Source organism: Photorhabdus hindustanensis (genome assembly GCF_002968995.1).
In the GTDB taxonomy this organism is placed as follows: domain Bacteria; phylum Pseudomonadota; class Gammaproteobacteria; order Enterobacterales; family Enterobacteriaceae; genus Photorhabdus; species Photorhabdus akhurstii.
Window position 1 is genome coordinate 1 of record NZ_PUWT01000042.1, and the last position, 16,529, is coordinate 16,529.

The window sequence follows — 16,529 nt, forward strand, 5'->3', positions numbered from 1 at the left end:
CCCAAATTTATTTTGCTCACCCTTACTCGCCTTGGGAAAGAGGGATAAATGAGAATATCAATGGACTAATCAGACAATACTTTCCAAAGGGAACTGATTTTAATGAAGTCTCTGATCAGGAAATAAATTTTGTGGTAAACCGATTAAATAATCGCCCCCGAAAAACACGGGGAGGGAAAACACCGAATGAATTATTTAAAGGAATACGAACATGTTTACTTCCGGATTAACGATGTTGCACTTATTATGTGAATCCAAGAACCCAATTAATTTTCCCATTGATAAAAAAGACTTCCTAGAAAATTTCTTCGAAAAGAAACCGTGTGTTTTTAAAAAAAATATATGATGATGAATTTATAAAACATAGTGAAATAGAAAATATATTTAATCGTTCCAACCTGCCTTCATTTGAAGGTGTTAAATTAATGTACAATGGCATTATTGATAAAACAGAATATATTGAATCCTATAATGATTTAGGCACTATACGGTATAGGTATATATACTCTAAGTTATATGACTATCTAAACTCAGGTGCAACACTAGTTGCAAATGGTATAATTAATGAAACAAAAATAGATCAACTGGCTAAGGCTTGCTCTTCATTTACAGATAGTCATCCGTTTTCAAGTCTATATTTATCATACGGAGAGAAAAGTTCTTTTAAACCTCATTGGGATAGCAGAGATATATTTGCAATTCAGTTATCAGGAAAGAAAAGATGGATAATTTACAAACCAAGCTTTCCTGACCCTGTATATTTACATCAATCAAAAGATATGGAAAATACGTATCCATGCCCTTCTGAACCATATGATGATTTTGTACTGGAAGCTGGAGATGTTCTTTATCTACCAAGAGGATGGTGGCATAATCCATTACCTCTTGGTGAAGAGACTATACATTTATCTGTTGGCATTTTTCCACCTTATGCCCATGAGTACATAAACTGGTTATCATATAAAATAACCGACCTTGACATTGGAAGGAAATCACTTCCGAGATCATGGAAACAGGCTAAAGATGAAATTGATATCTTAACAAAATATGTTATTGATAATATTACTTCAGAAGATTCATATAATGAATTTTTGAAATCTTTCAGCGATGAAAAAAGGGTTCCATCAAAATTAAATCTGAAACTGTTTTGTGGAAAAAAACATCATTCCATATCCAAAACATCACGCTTAAGAATAAATTCAAATAATAATCTATCCATAGATTCAGGATATATTATTTGCAACGGAGCAAAATTAAATTTAGATCAATTCTCTACCCATCTTCTTAGTAAAATTAGTGAGATACCATATATATCATTTGAGAATCTACTTTCTTTTTTTGATCATAGTAAACAAAAAAAACATAGAAGATTTAATTTATAAACTAGGTTACCAAGATATACTAGAAATTATAGATGATTTATAAAAGTGAATTTTTTCGCAAGGAGGCTTTAAAGCATAAATCGGTACCTTTGGCTGGTCGAATAATTTTGACCAGCCCCTTTATTTTTACCGTTTTAACATATATTTCATGCCTTCTTGTATTGTTTATAATAATATTTATTATGTTTACTGATTACTCTAGGAAAACAACCATAAAAGGACAAGTTTACCCTGAAGATGGGATCACAAAAGTCTATTCAAGAGAGACAGGGATCATTAACAAAGTTATGATTAAAGATGGTCAATTTGTAAAAAAAGGCGAGGTTCTGGGTGTTATATACAAAGCTCAAAACTTAAACACAGGAATACTGCAAGATAAATTAAAAGAGCAAGCCATCTTAAAGAAGAAAACGTTAGATCAAGCCATTGATAAAATAGATAAAATACATAAAAGTAAACTAGATTCACTACATGAGCATGTTGAAAGCTTAATGAAACAAAAAGAAAATATTAAGGATAAATTAACATCACAACAGAATAAATTAGATAGACTAAAAAAAAAATACCAACAGATACAAAATATTAGAAAGAAAAGGGTTTATATCAAAAGAGCACATAACCATTGCAGAAAATAGTGAATCAGACCAATTAATAAACTTAAGTTTAACAAAAAAAGAATTGATTGACATAGAAAGAACAATTAGTGAAAAGAAATTCGAGTTAGAAGAACTTCCATTAAAACAATTTATAGAAAAACAAGAGATAGATAGAATTTTAGCGTCAGTTAATCAAGAAATTATAAATATTGAAAGCCAAACGGAATCTGTTATCGTGGCTAGTTCATCAGGATTTATAAATATTAATAATTTCGATTTAGGTTCTCATGTAGAACAATCTACTTTATTGTTGAATATAGTCCCCAATACCAAAAAATTCTCTATTAATTTATATATTCCTAGCCAATCTATAGGGTTTGTTAAAAATGGTGATATAGTTAATATAAGATATTCAGCATATCCATATCAAAAATTCGGAATATTTAAGGCTAAAGTTATTTCCATAAGTAGAACCGCAATACCAGCTCAAGAGGTTAAAAGCATAGGAACCGTATTCCATACATTAGACATAGCAAATGAACCTATTTATTTAGTAAAGGCAGAACTTGAAAAACAATACATTGAAGTAAATAAAATAAAAAAGGCATTAGAGATAGGAATGACTCTAGATGCTGATATTTTACACGAAAAAAGAAAATTATACGAGTGGATATTCGAGCCACTTATTACTATTAATAAAAATAGCATTTGAATAAGATGATGAAATTAGAAAAAATCATATTTTGGCATTCTCATAATTTGCCATCTATTTTACAAACAGAAATAGCTGAATGTGGCCTAGCTTGTTTAGCATCTATTTCTTCTTACCATGGATACCAAGTTGATTTATCTTCGCTTAGAAAAAAATTCCGTATTCCTCTTACAGGTACAAATCTTAATGATATTGCTTACTACGCTAAAGAGTTAAAACTATCTTATAGAGCTGTTAAACTAGACATCAATGAAATAAATCAATTAAAACTGCCATGTATTTTACATTGGGAGCTTAATCATTTTGTAGTTTTAAAAAAAATATCAAAAAATAAAATAACAATAATGGATCCCAGTATTGGATTTAGACGTTTGAGTTATAATGAATTCTCTAATTGTTTTACTGGAATTGCTGTTGAATTCTGGCCAAATAACGATTTCAAAAAAAAAAAATTGATAAAGAAAAAGTTGACATTTTAAGTTTTTTTAAAAACATATCAGGAATAAAAAGATCACTAGTAAAAATATTATTGCTAGCTTTTGTATTAGAGTTCTTTGCACTAATCGGGCCATTTTACATGCAATTAATAATTGATCATGGGATAGTTTCTGAAGATAAGAATTTAATATTGTTGCTATCAATAGGTTTTGGAGTATTACTTGTTTTCGAGCAAGTAATAAACATTATTCAAAGCCTATTGACTACATATATTAGTACAAACTTGAATATACAATGGAAGGCAAATGTATTTACTCATTTAATGAGTTTGCCAGTTTCTTTTTTTGAAAAAAGACATTTAGGTGATATAATTTCAAAATTCTCTTCTATTGATAACATACAAAATACGTTAACTTCTTCTTTCTTTATTTCCATATGTAATAGTCTTGTTTCTGCAACAACTATTATTATCATGGCAATGTATAATTTTCAGTTAACATTAATATCAATTGTCACTATTTTCATATATATAATAATTAGGATAATATGGTATTACCCTTTAAAAGAAGCCACTAAAGAAAATATCGTACAATCAGCTAAGCTGAATTCCAATTTTATGGAAACAATGAGAGGAATAAGAACAATAAAGATTTTCTGCAAAGAGAATCACCGATATAATTCTTGGCTAACTTTATCTATAAATACTGTAAACTCCGCTCTTAAATCTCAAAGACTATCGCTAGGATTTTCTTTTTCCAATAGAATTATATTTGGAATTCAAAACATCCTAATAGTTTATATAGGTACATCTTTTATCTTTGATAATACATTTACAATAGGCATATTAATATCATTTCTTGCTTACAAAACTCAATTTGAGTCTAGAACTATATCTCTCATTGATCTATTTATTTCTTTTAAAATGCTTGGGATCCATATTGAAAGATTATCAGATATTGTACTATCTGAAACAGAATTAAAATCCAATATACTACTAAAAACAGAAACAATAAAATCAAATAAAATTGAAATTAAAAATCTTTCCTTTAAATATGAGGGAAATAATAATTATTTAATAGAGAATTTATATTTTGACATTCAGCCTGGAGATTCAGTGGCAATAATAGGTCCATCAGGTTGTGGAAAATCCACACTATTAAATTTAATGATAGGAAACATTTTACCTACAGGAGGAGAAGTTAGGATTGGAGGAGTTATAGTTAATAAAACACATCCAAAAATCATCAGAGATAATATCGGGTATGTAGCGCAAGATGATTCACTATTTTCGGGTTCTATTATGGAGAATATAACTTTTTTTGATGAACATCCAGACACAGATAAAGCTATTAATTGTGCAAAAATAGCAGCTATACACCATGATATAAAAAAAATGCCAATGGAATATGAAACATTGATTGGAGATATGGGAACTATCTTATCTGGTGGACAAAAACAGAGGTTATGCTTAGCAAGAGCATTATATAAAGACCCTAAGATCTTATTTTTAGATGAAGCCACGAGTCATCTCGATACTGAAAACGAAAAAATAATTTCATCTAACCTTAAAATGTTAAGCATTACAAAAGTAATGGTTGCCCATAGGAAAGAAACAATAGAATCAGCGAATAAACTAATTGATTTAACAAAAAAATGTGCATAACCTTGTGTAATTGTCTATTTTTGTACGTATAATTTATCAATTAATACAAGTGAAAAAGGCATTATTAATATTAAATTGTTATTAATCGTATTAGTCGCGACTAGATATGACATAGAACTTGAAAAGTTGAGAGTTACCGGTTTTGATAGGGGTGCCGAACCCTTATACAAAATACAAAAGGTAACTCTCATGCTTCATACTAACAACCCTATCATTAAACATAAAGCCAGTTTGTTGAACCTGGCTGAAGAACTTAACAAACCTCAGATTTGTATAAGACAATTCATCTCAGTGGGTGTTAGATTAAGACTCGGTTTTTTGGGTTGGAAAGTATAGGCGAGCAACCCTGCGGTGACCTCAAGAAGTAGGCTTAATGGATTGAGATACCGTGTATGCTCTATGTGTGAGATGTTTTTTAACTAACCAAAGATCGTTTCTATTAAATACCGTTTTCTTAACATAACTCGGTCCCATAGAGAAATATCTTTGGGTTTCATATTATTACACGTGTTTGTCACCAGCGAGATCCCTGCCAGGGCCAGTTCATCATTCAGAGGCTGTGAGATAGACCCTTTATCGCCATAGATATGGCCGGAATTAGTTGACCACTACACTTTTGAAAGCCTTAATGCTCAATCTCCTTCACCATCAGCAATCAGCAATCAGCAATCAGCAATCAGCAATCATAGCCAGAGAATCCCTTTTAACGCATAGCAATGCTTTTAGTTTTTTGTCACTGAGTTTGTTTGTCCCTGCCATTCGTTACCTCAACATAGTGTCTCTGTCTGAGTGATATGCCGAGTGATACATCGTTCTTTTGAACGGATAAAATAACACTTAGAAGCATCATTACAAATAAAATTGAAACAGGAAACTTTACGCCCCCTTTCAGTAATGCATAAATTCCGAACAACTACAATCGAATGGTGATTATCAAAAGTTCTTCGAAAATATGGGGTATCTCAAAAAAAGATTAAAGATGGTTTCTGATGATCACTATGTCTATGGCAACATCTTTAATTTGGGATTAGGTTGTAACAAAACATTAGCAACAACTCTGTAAAGCTTAGTTTCTTCATCATAAGTTTTACTTATCCTCTTCCCACTCACAAAATATAACGTCATCCCATCAGCACAAGGTAGAATTTCTATTAATTTTTTCCTTTTAAGAGTTCTAAGAGCCTTATGTAAATCGTCAATGCTTATTTCCAATGTTTCTGCAAGGATTTCATCGGAACAAATAACCGCACTTTCAATAAAACAGCCAGAATTATATGCCAAAAACGTATACAGTAAGGCTGAGTGAGGATGACTTACTGCTAAAACTTTAAGCTTTTTTTCTTCATCAATGATTCCCTGACTCAAAGCAACACATTCATTGCAGATGTAAACGCTTGGACCAGCAATTAATTTAGCTACTTCATCTTGCTTTTTCCCACAAAAGGAGCAGTACAAACATTTTTCAGTCATGATGCCTCACCATTCAATAACTCATGACAAACTGAAATACTCCAGGTATCGCCAGTTGTTACTGCTATTCTTTACTCATAGAAAACGCAAAGTTTCTATATTCTATCTGCCATGTATTGAACAACATTAAAAAAAGAGACTACCAAGTCTATCTTGTTAAATTTCTTCGGACTGATGAACTACAAAACCTATTTGAGACGTTCTACCTCAATTAGATTTATCTTTAATAACTTCCTGGAACTTATCATAGGTTTCAGGATTAAAAAGCGATAGAGACTCTATCTGCTCAAGCGGAAGAACATGACGAAACTGATACACACTCAAAGGCTTTGAAGTTAGTGTAATACCTTCATTCCTGTAATGATCAGCGTAATTATGCTCAGCACAAAATGTCAGCGTATCTTTATCTCTGTAACCACTCATAAAAGGAATGATAACGATAGTATCGGTATCCAAATGATGAAATCTCGCTTCATCAACCATTCCAACATAAACTTTTCTCGACTTTAAAGTAATTAACAGCAACAGACCACTTTCAATTGATTCCAAAAGAAGGCTTTCAATAGCACTATTAGATGCAATTTCTTTAAAAATACCATTGCGCTTTTCAGGATTTCTAAAATCTTTCTCTGCGTTATAGGATGCACTGATACTTATCAATACGGTAAAACTTAAGATGAGAAAAGAAAAAATACTCATCCCCACTAACCGAGAGTTGAACAAATCATGAGCAAAAGTAAAAGGGATATATTTTGCACTAAAATACACAGGGATGTTCAATAGCATCATAACAGCAAAGATTAAACAACTCAGTGTTAAAGCCAGACAAAAACCTGCGATAAGAAAAAAGCCACCTTGTCGTGCTACTTCAAAGTAAGCGTTCCAACCAATGGCTTTATTTTGCTTAAATCTAGAGGGTAGATGACTATTTGTATAAACATAACCACATACTAAAACAACAATAACCACAGCTGCCCACATTGATAGTTATCCCTCTTTTTTAGTACTCAACCACTCAACGTTTAAAGCGAAAGCCCGTTGAACATCAGGGTTACAACGATTCAGAGTAACCGTTCCAGAACGATTAATGATGAATTTTTCATCTTTCTGATCAACATCAGAACAGGTTTCTTTATGTGCGCCAACGAGACGTGCCATCACCCTTTCCGGAGAAACAAGAGCATATCCCATATTCTTGAAAAAACTAGACATTTCACCTCTCCTTCTCTGAGTAACAAACAACCAACTATATCATAGTCTAATACCTGCGGTAACCACTGACAATACTTTGTTGTGTCCATTTACTGCTGATTAAGCATCTATCAACACCAGTTCATAGTAGAAACAATTGCGTATAACCTTTGTTCTATCATGTACATCCTATAACAATAATTCATTGAAAAGACTACATAACTATGGACTATAAGGCACAGTGAGGCCGACTCTGATAAGCCAAGCTAGAGTCAACCTGTTAACAAAATTATTTACTAACAGTAAAACCTAGCATCATACCGGTATCTTCATGTTCCAGTAGATGACAGTGCGCCATAAATGGATGTTTCACTCCCGCAGTATGCTTGAACTGAACCAGCACTTCGCTCTCCTTACCCTCCACATGAACAATGTCTTTCCAACCACTGCGGTGAGCGGCAGGTTTGCGGCCATTTTCACTCAAAATACGAAAACGGGTGCCGTGAATATGAAACGGATGCAACATCATATCGCCAACTCCCGAAATTACCCAACGCTCATACTGCCCCTGCTTCACATCAAAAGCGGGTTTTGTTATGGAGAAAGCTTGTCCATTAATGGTGTTCGCGCGATAGAAATTTAATTCACCACCATGATGCATATCTCCGTGGTTCATATTCCCATGATCCATCCCCATACCCGCCATAGCTCGCTCACCGTAGCGCTGAGATAACATCATCATCCCTTGCATATCCAGACGACTGTCCATCGCCAGATGTAAACGACGCCGATTCAAACCGTTAAAAGAGGGCAATGCAGGAAGCGTGGTAAGCCGCTCCGACAGTATTGTACGGCTAGAAAAAAGCTGAGGTTGAATACGCAAAACCGGCAGTGGCTGATCAAATGGCGGTAATGTCATTCCTATCTGAACCACAGGTAAAGTCACCAGATCGAAAGTTTTTCCATCAAACGTATTCACCAATACCTCAAAACGCTCTCCCGGCAGAATCGATAATTCATTAACCGCAACCGGCTCCGCTAACAAGCCTCCATCACTGGCAACAACATACAATTCACGACCATCACTGACCGCGATATTCAGACTGCGAGCATTACAACCATTCAGCAAACGCAAACGTAACCAACCACGTGGCGCAATATGCTGAGGTAAAACAACGCCATTGGTCAGCATTATATCGCCAAACCAACCGACAGCAGCGCTCATCACATCCAGTTGATAATCAATCTGCCCCTCGTTATTCAGGCGCTTATCTTGCAAAACCACCGGAATATCATCCACGCCCCACTGATTTGGCAAACCCGTATTAATACTGTTCTCATCTTCAATCAGTACTAATCCACCAAGCCCCATTGCAACCTGATAACCCGTCTTGCCATGCGTATGTGGATGGAACCAACAAGTTGCTTCCGGTTGTTCAGGCGTAAAATTGACCGTCCGACTCCCTCCTGGCGCAATCATCGCATGTGGGCCACCATCGGCTTCCCCAGTAATCTCCAGACCATGCCAATGAACTGTGGTCTCTTCTGGTAGATGATTAAGAATATCAATAGTGACAGGTTTACCTGACATCAATTTCAATGTCGGCCCCAGTAAATCACCGTTGTAACCCCAAGTTTTAGTCACCTTTCCTGCTTTAAAACTGGATTTTCCCGCTTTGATTTCAATAGCAATTTTACCTGCCGCATCTGGCTCTAATTGTGGAGGAATGGGCAGTACTGGATAAGACTCAGCAAAGGAGAAACGGCTCCAGACAGGCAATATACTGGATGCACCAATAACCGCGCTTAATCTGATAAAATCACGTCGTTGCATATCAATTTCCTGATTAAATCGGCAAAAAATAAACAATAAAAAAACATTTCATAAAAGGAAACGTAAAGGTTACCCTTACAGGAAGGTCAAGCAGAGGGAATGTGATTTAGGTCGATCTTTACAATAATTTAAAAAAATAAATTTTACCTAACAAAGATATTAATATGTTAACGTAATATGACATGGATTGATTATAATAATACAAATGCGAAAATTAGCTCTCTTGACTTACATACTCGTTCTGTTCGGTTTTTCCCACCCCGCAAAAGCGCTGACAGAAAATGAAGCTGAAGATCTGGCGGATCTGACGGCGGTGTTTATCTACCTGAAATATGACTGTGGTTACAGCCAAATTCCTGACCGGGAAATTAAACGAGCCATTATTTATTTTGCTCAGCGTAATAAGTGGGATTTAACGAATTACAACAGCCAATTGATGGACAAACTCAATGAAGAAAGCTACCAGGATTTAAAAGGAATTTACCTGTCCAATGCGATAAAGTGCCATGCTCTCGCCAGAGATTCGCTGAGTTTATTCGCCTACGTTAAATAGTGCTTTTCCTCATCCCCCGAAAGGGGTAAATTTCACCGTGCAACTATGAGAATTGTTGGCTATTATGTGCACCCAATTTTCATGACTGTCACAGTGGAGGAAAAGCCGGGAATATGTCGCAAAAAGAAATTTGGTACGAAACCCTGCACGCCAACTTTGGTCAGTATTTTTCCGTCGATAAAGTGCTTTATCGCGATAAAACTGAGCATCAGGATTTGATTATCTTCGAAAACGCGGCATTAGGCCGCATTATGGCGCTGGACGGCACAGTACAAACCACTGAACGTGATGAATTTATCTACCACGAAATGATGGCTCATGTTCCTTTGTTTGCCCACGGAAACGCCAAACGAGTACTGATTCTCGGCGGTGGTGATGGCGGTATGTTACGTGAAGTCTGCCGTCATCAATATCTTGAAAGCATCACGATGGTTGAAATCGATGCTGGTGTCGTTGAATTTTGCCATCAGTATCTGCCTAACCATAATGCCGGTGCTTATGATGATCCACGTTTCAATTTGATCATTGACGATGGCGTTAATTTCGTTAATACCACTGATCAGAAATTCGATGTCATTATCTCTGACTGCACGGACCCGATTGGGCCTGGTGAAGGATTATTTACCTCCGAATTCTATCAAGGTTGCCAACGCTGCCTGAATGAAGGCGGCATCTTTGTTGCCCAAAATGGTGTTTGTTTCCTGCAACAGGACGAAGCAGTAACCAGCCATAAAAAATTGAGCAACTATTTTGCTGACAGCGGTTTCTATCAGGCTGCGATTCCAACCTATTATGGTGGAATTATGACCTTTGCCTGGGCGAGCCAGAACCCGGCACTACGCCATGTGGATCTGGCGACATTGCAACAGCGCTTTAACAACGCGGGTTTTACCTGCCGTTACTACAATCCAGCCGTTCATACCGGTAGCTTTGCTCTACCACAATATCTGCTGGATGCACTATCCGAGAACCCATAATCACCCATTAGCCAGGAGGTGAAATAAATTGCACAAGCTGAAATTGCACGGCTTTAATAACCTGACAAAAAGCCTGAGTTTTTGTATTTACGATATCTGTTATGCAAAAAGCCAAGCTGATCGGGATAGTTATATCGCTTATATTGACGAACAATATAACGCTAACCGTTTAACGGAAATTCTTAGCGAAACCTGTTCGATCATTGGTGCAAATATTTTGAATATCGCCCGCCAGGACTATGAGCCGCAAGGGGCAAGCGTCACCATTCTCGTCAGCGAAGAGCCGATGGACCCAAAAGATGTCGACAATACTGAAAATCCCGGTCCGTTACCCGATTCCGTCGTTGCTCATTTGGATAAGAGCCATATCTGCGTTCACACTTATCCAGAGAGCCATCCGGGCGGCGGCATATGCACTTTCAGAGCTGATATTGAAGTATCAACCTGCGGTGTTATTTCACCTCTCAAAGCGCTGAACTATCTGATCCACAAATTAGAATCAGATATTGTCACGATGGATTACCGCGTCCGTGGTTTCACCAGAGATGTAAATGGCATGAAACACTATATCGATCACGAAATCAGCTCGATTCAGAATTATATGACCGAGGAAGTGCAATCGCAGTATTACATGATGGATGTTAATATTTATCAGGAAAATCTATTTCATACAAAAATGATGCTAAAAAGATTTGACCTGAATGATTACCTATTTAATGCCACACCAGAGCAACTGAGTGAAACGGAAAAGCAGGAAATTACCCATCTCTTGAAAAAAGAGATACAAGAAATCTATTATGGACGTAATTTACCCGCTGTTTAGTTAATATTTAGCTGGCAGGCGCCAATATTCACTGGCATCTGCCAGATCAGTTTTAGCTGATATATTCTCAGCAATTTGATCCATTAACTATATTAATAGGCTATTCCATATTACCCGGTTAAAACATTACTCGTTGTAATCTCAGCGCCATAAATGGTTTTAAGATAATTAAGAGCATCCTCTTGATCAACACCGGGAAAAACACACACAGCATCTGACAAAATTTTGATTCGATAACCGCGTATAAACGCGCCATAGGCCGTATGTCTGACGCAACAATGGGTATGCTGGCCGGTTAACACAACTTCCGTCACACCATATACTTCCAAAACCTCTTCCAGTTCGGTTCCATCGAAAGCCCCATAAAATCGCTTGGGCAAAACAATTTCACGCTCCGTCCCAATAGGAGCCAATGTTTCAATGACATTAGCACCTGGCGTTCCAGCCATTGCATGTCTGCCCCAAATACTCATTTCCCGATCATCAGCTCGATGAGCGTCATTAGCATAAACCACCAGCCAATCACGATGGTTCCGAGCATGATCAATCAGCCGCTTGATTACCGGTACGATCTTCATCGCATCCGCCTCATTGGCGAGTGCTCCTGTGACAAAATCGTTCAGCATGTCAATTACAATCAACGCTTTCATTAGTTTTGTCCTTTAAATAGATTTAAAAAAAAACAATTGCTGTGACTTGCTTCCACCACTCAGTTACAGGCAATTCTGACAAGATCTTCTTATGATTCATACTAGCTCATGAAACCGAGCTGGTTGGCTTTTTAACTATTCCATGAGCTAATAACAACGTCAGTAACCCTCTATTATCTTGACACATAACATTGTAGAGTTATGATAACCCCATTAAGACAAAACAAGAGAACCGGAGGATGGATAGCAGAAACGCGATAGCAATTATCGAAGCTGAAGGATGGTATCTCGTGAGAGTTAAAGGTAGTCACCATCAATTCAAACATCCAACCAAGCAAGGATTGGTAACGGTAAAACACCCACAAAAGGATATACCTTTACCAACATTGAAAAGTATCAAGAAACAGGCGGGACTTTGAGTCCACTTCTCGGAGGTGTAAATGTTATATCCAGTTGCGATTGATAAAGGCCACTCATCCTTCGGCGTCCGTGTCCCTGATATCCCGGGTTGCTTTTCTGGAGGGGATAATTTTACAGACGCAGTAGAAAGCGTCCGCGAAGCAATTGAAGCGCATATCGAATTGCTGATTGATGATAATGAATCAGTACCAGAAGCGACAAGCGTAGAAAACTACCTTGCCGACCCTGAATATATAGGAGCAATATGGGCATTAATTGATGTGGATATTACACGATTAATGGGAAAGTCAGAGAAAATCAACGTAACTCTTCCATCATTGCTAATCCGCCGAATCGATCAATTCGTCGCAAATCATCCAGAATACGGGAGTCGTTCAGGTTTTCTATCACACATAGCGGCAGAAAAAGTTATTAGCAGAACCAAAATCTAATATGTCTGAAATGTTAATTTATTGACAATACGCTGATTTTTTCCTAATAAGACACCATCACAATAATTTCCCAAAACAATCACTGCCCCGAATAAAGTCGTTTATTCGGGACAATTTAATAACACTGTGATTATTTCGATGGGGTCAAAGAAAAGGTCAGTGTCTCTAACGGTTGAAGGGTAATCAGCGCTGTTTTATTGATAAACTTCGGCAACGAGTTGTTCTCGCCATAATCGATATTAACGTCATATACCGAAGGTTGATCATCAGGCAATTCGAGATCGCTTTGCAAATCCAGATAATATTGTTTCACTTCATCAGCAGGATTGCGCAAAGTGATAATCGACTTTTTCGGACTCCAGGCTCCCCAACCGTACACCGCTAGGTCGGTGGGATCTTTACCAATCCAATGGGTATCAAACAGCACATCTTTATTCTTCTCTGACCATTTCGCCGCATTTGCCAGCGTATCCCAATCCTCGGTGGTCAACAGTTCAGGCGTAACATACATCTCCTGTAACTGAGTGCCGCTGCCAAAATAGCTCCAAACCTGATCGGCAAAATCTTTAGGTGACTGTTTATCCAGATGCTTAGCCTGTTTAGCATAAACAATGCCATGCAGCATCAATGAATTCAGTGGGAACAGCGGTCCCTTTGTTACGACATTACGATAAGTTTCCGCATCACGATAGGTAAGCCACTGCTGCACTTTGGAACCTGTACCGAGAAACTCCACATCATAGCCGCCACGCCAAATAGAATCGGCGAAAAATAGCCAGGAAGGCGTGGCCTTGGTGCCTGTGGTCAAGTTGATAAACAGTTCATTGCCTGTATTACGCATATCTTCAATAAGATGGATAGCGGCATCAAAATCACTGGTGAATGAACTCCCTTTAATCACACGATCAGCATTGCCGGTGCCGTCCAGCTTAAACATGGATACATTTTGTTGTTGAATCAGGTTGAGTACCCGGTTATGGAAATTGGCGTAGTAATTAGGGCCTGAAAGCGCAAATCTGCCATCTATCACTTCATAACCAAACTCCTCCGCATGAGAAACACGCTGCTCACCCGGTTTACCATAACCGCCCCAAGGAGAAAGCCAAATACCTAAACGAGCATGGTATTGATCTGCTTCCTTCTTAAGATTTTTGAACTCATGGGGAAATGCCTGACTAAAACCCCAATCTCCTTTAAGGTTATCCCAACCATCATCAAACAGATAACCACCCAACTTCACACCGCGCTTAGTCACCAACTCCTGCCCAAACTGTTTGATACGCGTCAACGACTCTTGTTCGGTATAAGGAGTGAAGAAACCAATATCGTACCAAGAGTTGTAATGTAGGTAAGGACTATATTGACGCGGACGAGCATTGTTCAAAAACTCATTGACGTTACGCCGCAATTGCCCTTGCTGATAAACACCAACATATGTCTTATAACTTAACGTTTTCCCCGGCTCTAGCGGGATAGAGAGCGCAATTTTTTGCGAAGCGCTCCCTTTATAAGCCTCAGTGGTAATCAATGGATTACCGGGAACAATAAAGAAGCTATCGCTGACAATCGGTGAACTGGCGATAGAGCCGTGAACAAAAGGGACTTTAGTGCGAAATGGCATCAACGAGACAGAGCTGAGCTCCAACGCGTTTTCCTGCGGTGTAATAGTGATTTCAAACGAGCCGTACTTATCTTTATCCTCCACAGTAATGATATTTTTTACCTGAATGTCGCCATGTTTCAGGGAGACAACAATACGATTGCGCTTTTTGCTGATATCAGTAATCTGAAAATCTTTAGTAGTGAGTTTTTCTCCTGATTTCAACGTGATTTCAAACAGATTATCAATGATGATGTGATCGTGGTTTTTTGGATTTTCAAATTTTAATTGCGTCACTTTACCGTGTTCGTCGCTAACAGTTACATGGTAATTATTACCGTCCAACAACCAGCTATCTGCCCAGACTGGCGTGTTATACAACACGGAACTCGCTAATAAACTCAACGTAATTCTATTTAACGTTCTTATTTTCACAGCAGTTTCCTTATAGTCAGAATAAAAAAACAGAACCGTCACGAATACAGCTTGCCTGCACTGCCACAAATCCGAATCTTTTCTTCTACTACTGCCTGCATAGCCTGTTTTCCCGGAGCGATATATTTACGTGGATCATTTGCATCTGGATGCTGGATGAAATAGCGCTTTACCGCATCAGCAAAAGCAATTTTTAGATCGGTCGCCACATTGACTTTACATACACCAAGACCAATCGCCTGTTGTATCATCACTTCAGGAATACCCGATGCGCCATGCAGCACCAACGGAATATCCACCTGTTCACAAATTGCTGCTAACCGATCAAAATCCAGACGCGGTTCACCATGATACAAACCATGCGCAGAACCGATCGCCACCGCCAGAGAATCAATACCGGTACGGGCAACAAAGGCTTTCGCCGCCAGCGGATCGGTAAAGAAACTATCGGCGCTGGAAACCTGCAAATCATCTTCCTGCCCGCCTAGCCGCCCCAATTCCGCCTCAACGCTAACATCGTAACGATGGCAAAATCGTACCACCTCAGCTACCTTACGAATATTCTCTTCAAAGGGTAAATGCGAGCCATCAATCATTACCGAACGCACACCCGCGGTCACTTTATGACTGATATCCTCCAGTTCCTCATGATGATCGAGATGCAACGCCAGCGGCAAATTGTGGCGGCGAGCGGCATCCTGACAGATTGACACTAGGTAGTCAGTCCCCGCATAACTGAAAGTACTTGGCGTACCTGCCAAAATCACCGGTGATGCCAAACGTGCAGCGGTTTCCGCTACCACCTGGACAGTTTCCAGATTATGGACGTTGAAAGCAGGAACCGCATAGCCTTCACGCAGGGCCTTTTTTAACATTTGACGACTAGAAATCAGGTACATATAAGCTCCTTAAATGCCATCCAGATTCGGGCTGTCATACCTTCGTTTCTGTTGTTCATGCCACAGGCTGGTTAATCCCCGCCGCCCACATTCCAGCGCCATATCACGAAATGTTTCCAGAGTTATATCTTCACGATCCAGCATCATCTCTACCGCCAATTGCATATTAGTACCGGTGATAACTTCATAACATGGATTAGCTATTGCCAATTGCGCCGCCTGCCGGAACGGTGATCCACCCAGTAAGTCACTGAGAATAATGACACCTTCACCACTATCACAGGCGGTGCAAGCCGCCTGTAACAACAGCAATAATTGTTGCGTACTGATTCCCTCAGGAAAATCGACAGCACAGCACTGAGGTTGTCGTCCGACGACTTGTTCCACTGCCTGCAACAACCCACTGGCGAAATGCCCATGACCGGTGATTACAATACCTAACATTCCCTCTCCTC

The 16,529-nt window shown here is 38.3% G+C and carries 16 protein-coding genes and 3 pseudogenes; 10 read left to right on the top strand and 9 right to left on the bottom strand.

Going from position 1 to position 16,529, the window contains the following annotated elements; all coding sequences use genetic code 11:
• From C6H66_RS15585 to C6H66_RS15605, 5 genes and pseudogenes are all read left to right on the top strand, one after another.
• Window positions 1–230 (top strand): IS30 family transposase (locus C6H66_RS15585; protein ID WP_146111058.1); only part of this gene is annotated, 230 nt, incomplete at its 5' end.
• Window positions 231–323: 93 nt separating this feature from the next.
• A complete protein-coding gene (locus C6H66_RS15590; RefSeq protein WP_181150218.1) occupies window positions 324–1,382 on the top strand; it encodes a cupin domain-containing protein in 1,059 nt (352 codons plus the stop codon).
• Between the two features lie 32 nt (window positions 1,383–1,414).
• Window positions 1,415–2,017, top strand: coding sequence for a hypothetical protein (locus C6H66_RS15595; RefSeq protein ID WP_105396059.1), 603 nt, complete (start codon window positions 1,415–1,417; stop codon window positions 2,015–2,017).
• A gap of 43 nt (window positions 2,018–2,060) precedes the next feature.
• The gene (locus tag C6H66_RS15600; RefSeq protein WP_181150219.1) at window positions 2,061–2,690 is read left to right on the top strand and encodes a beta-barrel domain-containing protein; all 630 of its coding nucleotides are present in this window, start codon (window positions 2,061–2,063) and stop codon (window positions 2,688–2,690) included.
• Between the two features lie 5 nt (window positions 2,691–2,695).
• Window positions 2,696–4,791 (top strand): annotated as a pseudogene (locus C6H66_RS15605) (peptidase domain-containing ABC transporter).
• Window positions 4,792–5,054: 263 nt separating this feature from the next.
• Here the strand turns inward: C6H66_RS15605 and C6H66_RS27705 are convergent.
• The 5 genes and pseudogenes from C6H66_RS27705 to cueO all read right to left on the bottom strand — a co-directional run.
• A pseudogene (locus C6H66_RS27705) lies at window positions 5,055–5,387 on the bottom strand (transposase); the annotation flags it as partial.
• 697 nt (window positions 5,388–6,084) lie between these two features.
• Window positions 6,085–6,261: pseudogene (locus C6H66_RS26850) on the bottom strand (ClpX C4-type zinc finger protein); the annotation flags it as partial.
• Between the two features lie 207 nt (window positions 6,262–6,468).
• The gene (locus C6H66_RS15625) at window positions 6,469–7,242 is read right to left on the bottom strand and encodes a hypothetical protein (protein ID WP_046396207.1); all 774 of its coding nucleotides are present in this window, start codon (window positions 7,240–7,242) and stop codon (window positions 6,469–6,471) included.
• A 6-nt stretch (window positions 7,243–7,248) separates the two neighbouring features.
• Window positions 7,249–7,473 carry a hypothetical protein gene (locus tag C6H66_RS15630; RefSeq protein WP_046396208.1) on the bottom strand — a complete coding sequence of 75 codons (225 nt, stop codon included), beginning with the start codon at window positions 7,471–7,473 and terminating at the stop codon, window positions 7,249–7,251.
• A 268-nt stretch (window positions 7,474–7,741) separates the two neighbouring features.
• Window positions 7,742–9,286: a multicopper oxidase CueO gene (gene cueO, locus C6H66_RS15635; RefSeq protein ID WP_105396063.1), complete on the bottom strand. Its 1,545-nt coding sequence runs from the start codon at window positions 9,284–9,286 to the stop codon at window positions 7,742–7,744.
• Window positions 9,287–9,491: 205 nt separating this feature from the next.
• On the opposite strand from cueO, the gene C6H66_RS15640 reads away from it, so the two are divergent.
• The 3 genes from C6H66_RS15640 to speD all read left to right on the top strand — a co-directional run bounded on the left by C6H66_RS15640 (window position 9,492) and on the right by speD (window position 11,639).
• The gene (locus tag C6H66_RS15640; protein WP_036782614.1) at window positions 9,492–9,839 is read left to right on the top strand and encodes a YacC family pilotin-like protein; all 348 of its coding nucleotides are present in this window, start codon (window positions 9,492–9,494) and stop codon (window positions 9,837–9,839) included.
• 113 nt (window positions 9,840–9,952) lie between these two features.
• Entirely contained in the window at window positions 9,953–10,816 is an 864-nt protein-coding gene (gene speE, locus C6H66_RS15645; RefSeq protein ID WP_105396064.1) for a polyamine aminopropyltransferase, read from the top strand.
• A gap of 28 nt (window positions 10,817–10,844) precedes the next feature.
• On the top strand, window positions 10,845–11,639 hold the full coding sequence (speD, locus tag C6H66_RS15650; RefSeq protein ID WP_040149584.1) for an adenosylmethionine decarboxylase: 795 nt from the start codon (window positions 10,845–10,847) through the stop codon (window positions 11,637–11,639).
• Between the two features lie 110 nt (window positions 11,640–11,749).
• Here the strand turns inward: speD and C6H66_RS15655 are convergent, their stop codons facing one another.
• Window positions 11,750–12,289: a cysteine hydrolase family protein gene (locus C6H66_RS15655; protein WP_105396065.1), complete on the bottom strand. Its 540-nt coding sequence runs from the start codon at window positions 12,287–12,289 to the stop codon at window positions 11,750–11,752.
• A gap of 239 nt (window positions 12,290–12,528) precedes the next feature.
• On the opposite strand from C6H66_RS15655, the gene C6H66_RS15660 reads away from it, so the two are divergent.
• Both C6H66_RS15660 and C6H66_RS15665 read left to right on the top strand, forming a co-directional pair.
• Window positions 12,529–12,708, top strand: a complete 180-nt coding sequence (locus C6H66_RS15660; RefSeq protein WP_105396066.1) for a type II toxin-antitoxin system HicA family toxin — start codon at window positions 12,529–12,531, stop codon at window positions 12,706–12,708.
• 21 nt (window positions 12,709–12,729) lie between these two features.
• Complete coding sequence (locus tag C6H66_RS15665) at window positions 12,730–13,140, top strand: type II toxin-antitoxin system HicB family antitoxin (RefSeq protein ID WP_036808247.1); 411 nt, start codon at window positions 12,730–12,732, stop codon at window positions 13,138–13,140.
• A 130-nt stretch (window positions 13,141–13,270) separates the two neighbouring features.
• On the opposite strand, the gene C6H66_RS15670 is transcribed toward C6H66_RS15665, so the two are convergent.
• The 3 genes from C6H66_RS15670 to agaF are packed head-to-tail and all read right to left on the bottom strand — an operon-like array spanning window position 13,271 to window position 16,518.
• Window positions 13,271–15,175 (bottom strand): alpha-galactosidase, encoded by a 1,905-nt coding sequence (locus tag C6H66_RS15670; RefSeq protein ID WP_046396218.1) that lies wholly within the window; start codon window positions 15,173–15,175, stop codon window positions 13,271–13,273.
• A 38-nt stretch (window positions 15,176–15,213) separates the two neighbouring features.
• Window positions 15,214–16,074: a tagatose bisphosphate family class II aldolase gene (locus C6H66_RS15675; RefSeq protein ID WP_036808250.1), complete on the bottom strand. Its 861-nt coding sequence runs from the start codon at window positions 16,072–16,074 to the stop codon at window positions 15,214–15,216.
• A gap of 9 nt (window positions 16,075–16,083) precedes the next feature.
• Complete coding sequence (gene agaF / locus C6H66_RS15680; protein ID WP_036808253.1) at window positions 16,084–16,518, bottom strand: PTS galactosamine/N-acetylgalactosamine transporter subunit IIA; 435 nt, start codon at window positions 16,516–16,518, stop codon at window positions 16,084–16,086.
• Window positions 16,519–16,529: the final 11 nt, after the last annotated feature.

Coding starts and splice junctions, on each gene's coding strand:
- C6H66_RS15595 (WP_105396059.1), top strand. CDS start 1,415: ATGATTTATAAAAGTGAATTTTTTCGCAAGGAGGCTTTAAAGCATAAA.
- C6H66_RS15625 (WP_046396207.1), bottom strand. CDS start 7,242: ATGTGGGCAGCTGTGGTTATTGTTGTTTTAGTATGTGGTTATGTTTAT.
- C6H66_RS15630 (WP_046396208.1), bottom strand. CDS start 7,473: ATGTCTAGTTTTTTCAAGAATATGGGATATGCTCTTGTTTCTCCGGAA.
- cueO (WP_105396063.1), bottom strand. CDS start 9,286: ATGCAACGACGTGATTTTATCAGATTAAGCGCGGTTATTGGTGCATCC.
- C6H66_RS15640 (WP_036782614.1), top strand. CDS start 9,492: ATGCGAAAATTAGCTCTCTTGACTTACATACTCGTTCTGTTCGGTTTT.
- speE (WP_105396064.1), top strand. CDS start 9,953: ATGTCGCAAAAAGAAATTTGGTACGAAACCCTGCACGCCAACTTTGGT.
- C6H66_RS15655 (WP_105396065.1), bottom strand. CDS start 12,289: ATGAAAGCGTTGATTGTAATTGACATGCTGAACGATTTTGTCACAGGA.
- C6H66_RS15660 (WP_105396066.1), top strand. CDS start 12,529: ATGGATAGCAGAAACGCGATAGCAATTATCGAAGCTGAAGGATGGTAT.
- C6H66_RS15665 (WP_036808247.1), top strand. CDS start 12,730: ATGTTATATCCAGTTGCGATTGATAAAGGCCACTCATCCTTCGGCGTC.
- C6H66_RS15675 (WP_036808250.1), bottom strand. CDS start 16,074: ATGTACCTGATTTCTAGTCGTCAAATGTTAAAAAAGGCCCTGCGTGAA.
- agaF (WP_036808253.1), bottom strand. CDS start 16,518: ATGTTAGGTATTGTAATCACCGGTCATGGGCATTTCGCCAGTGGGTTG.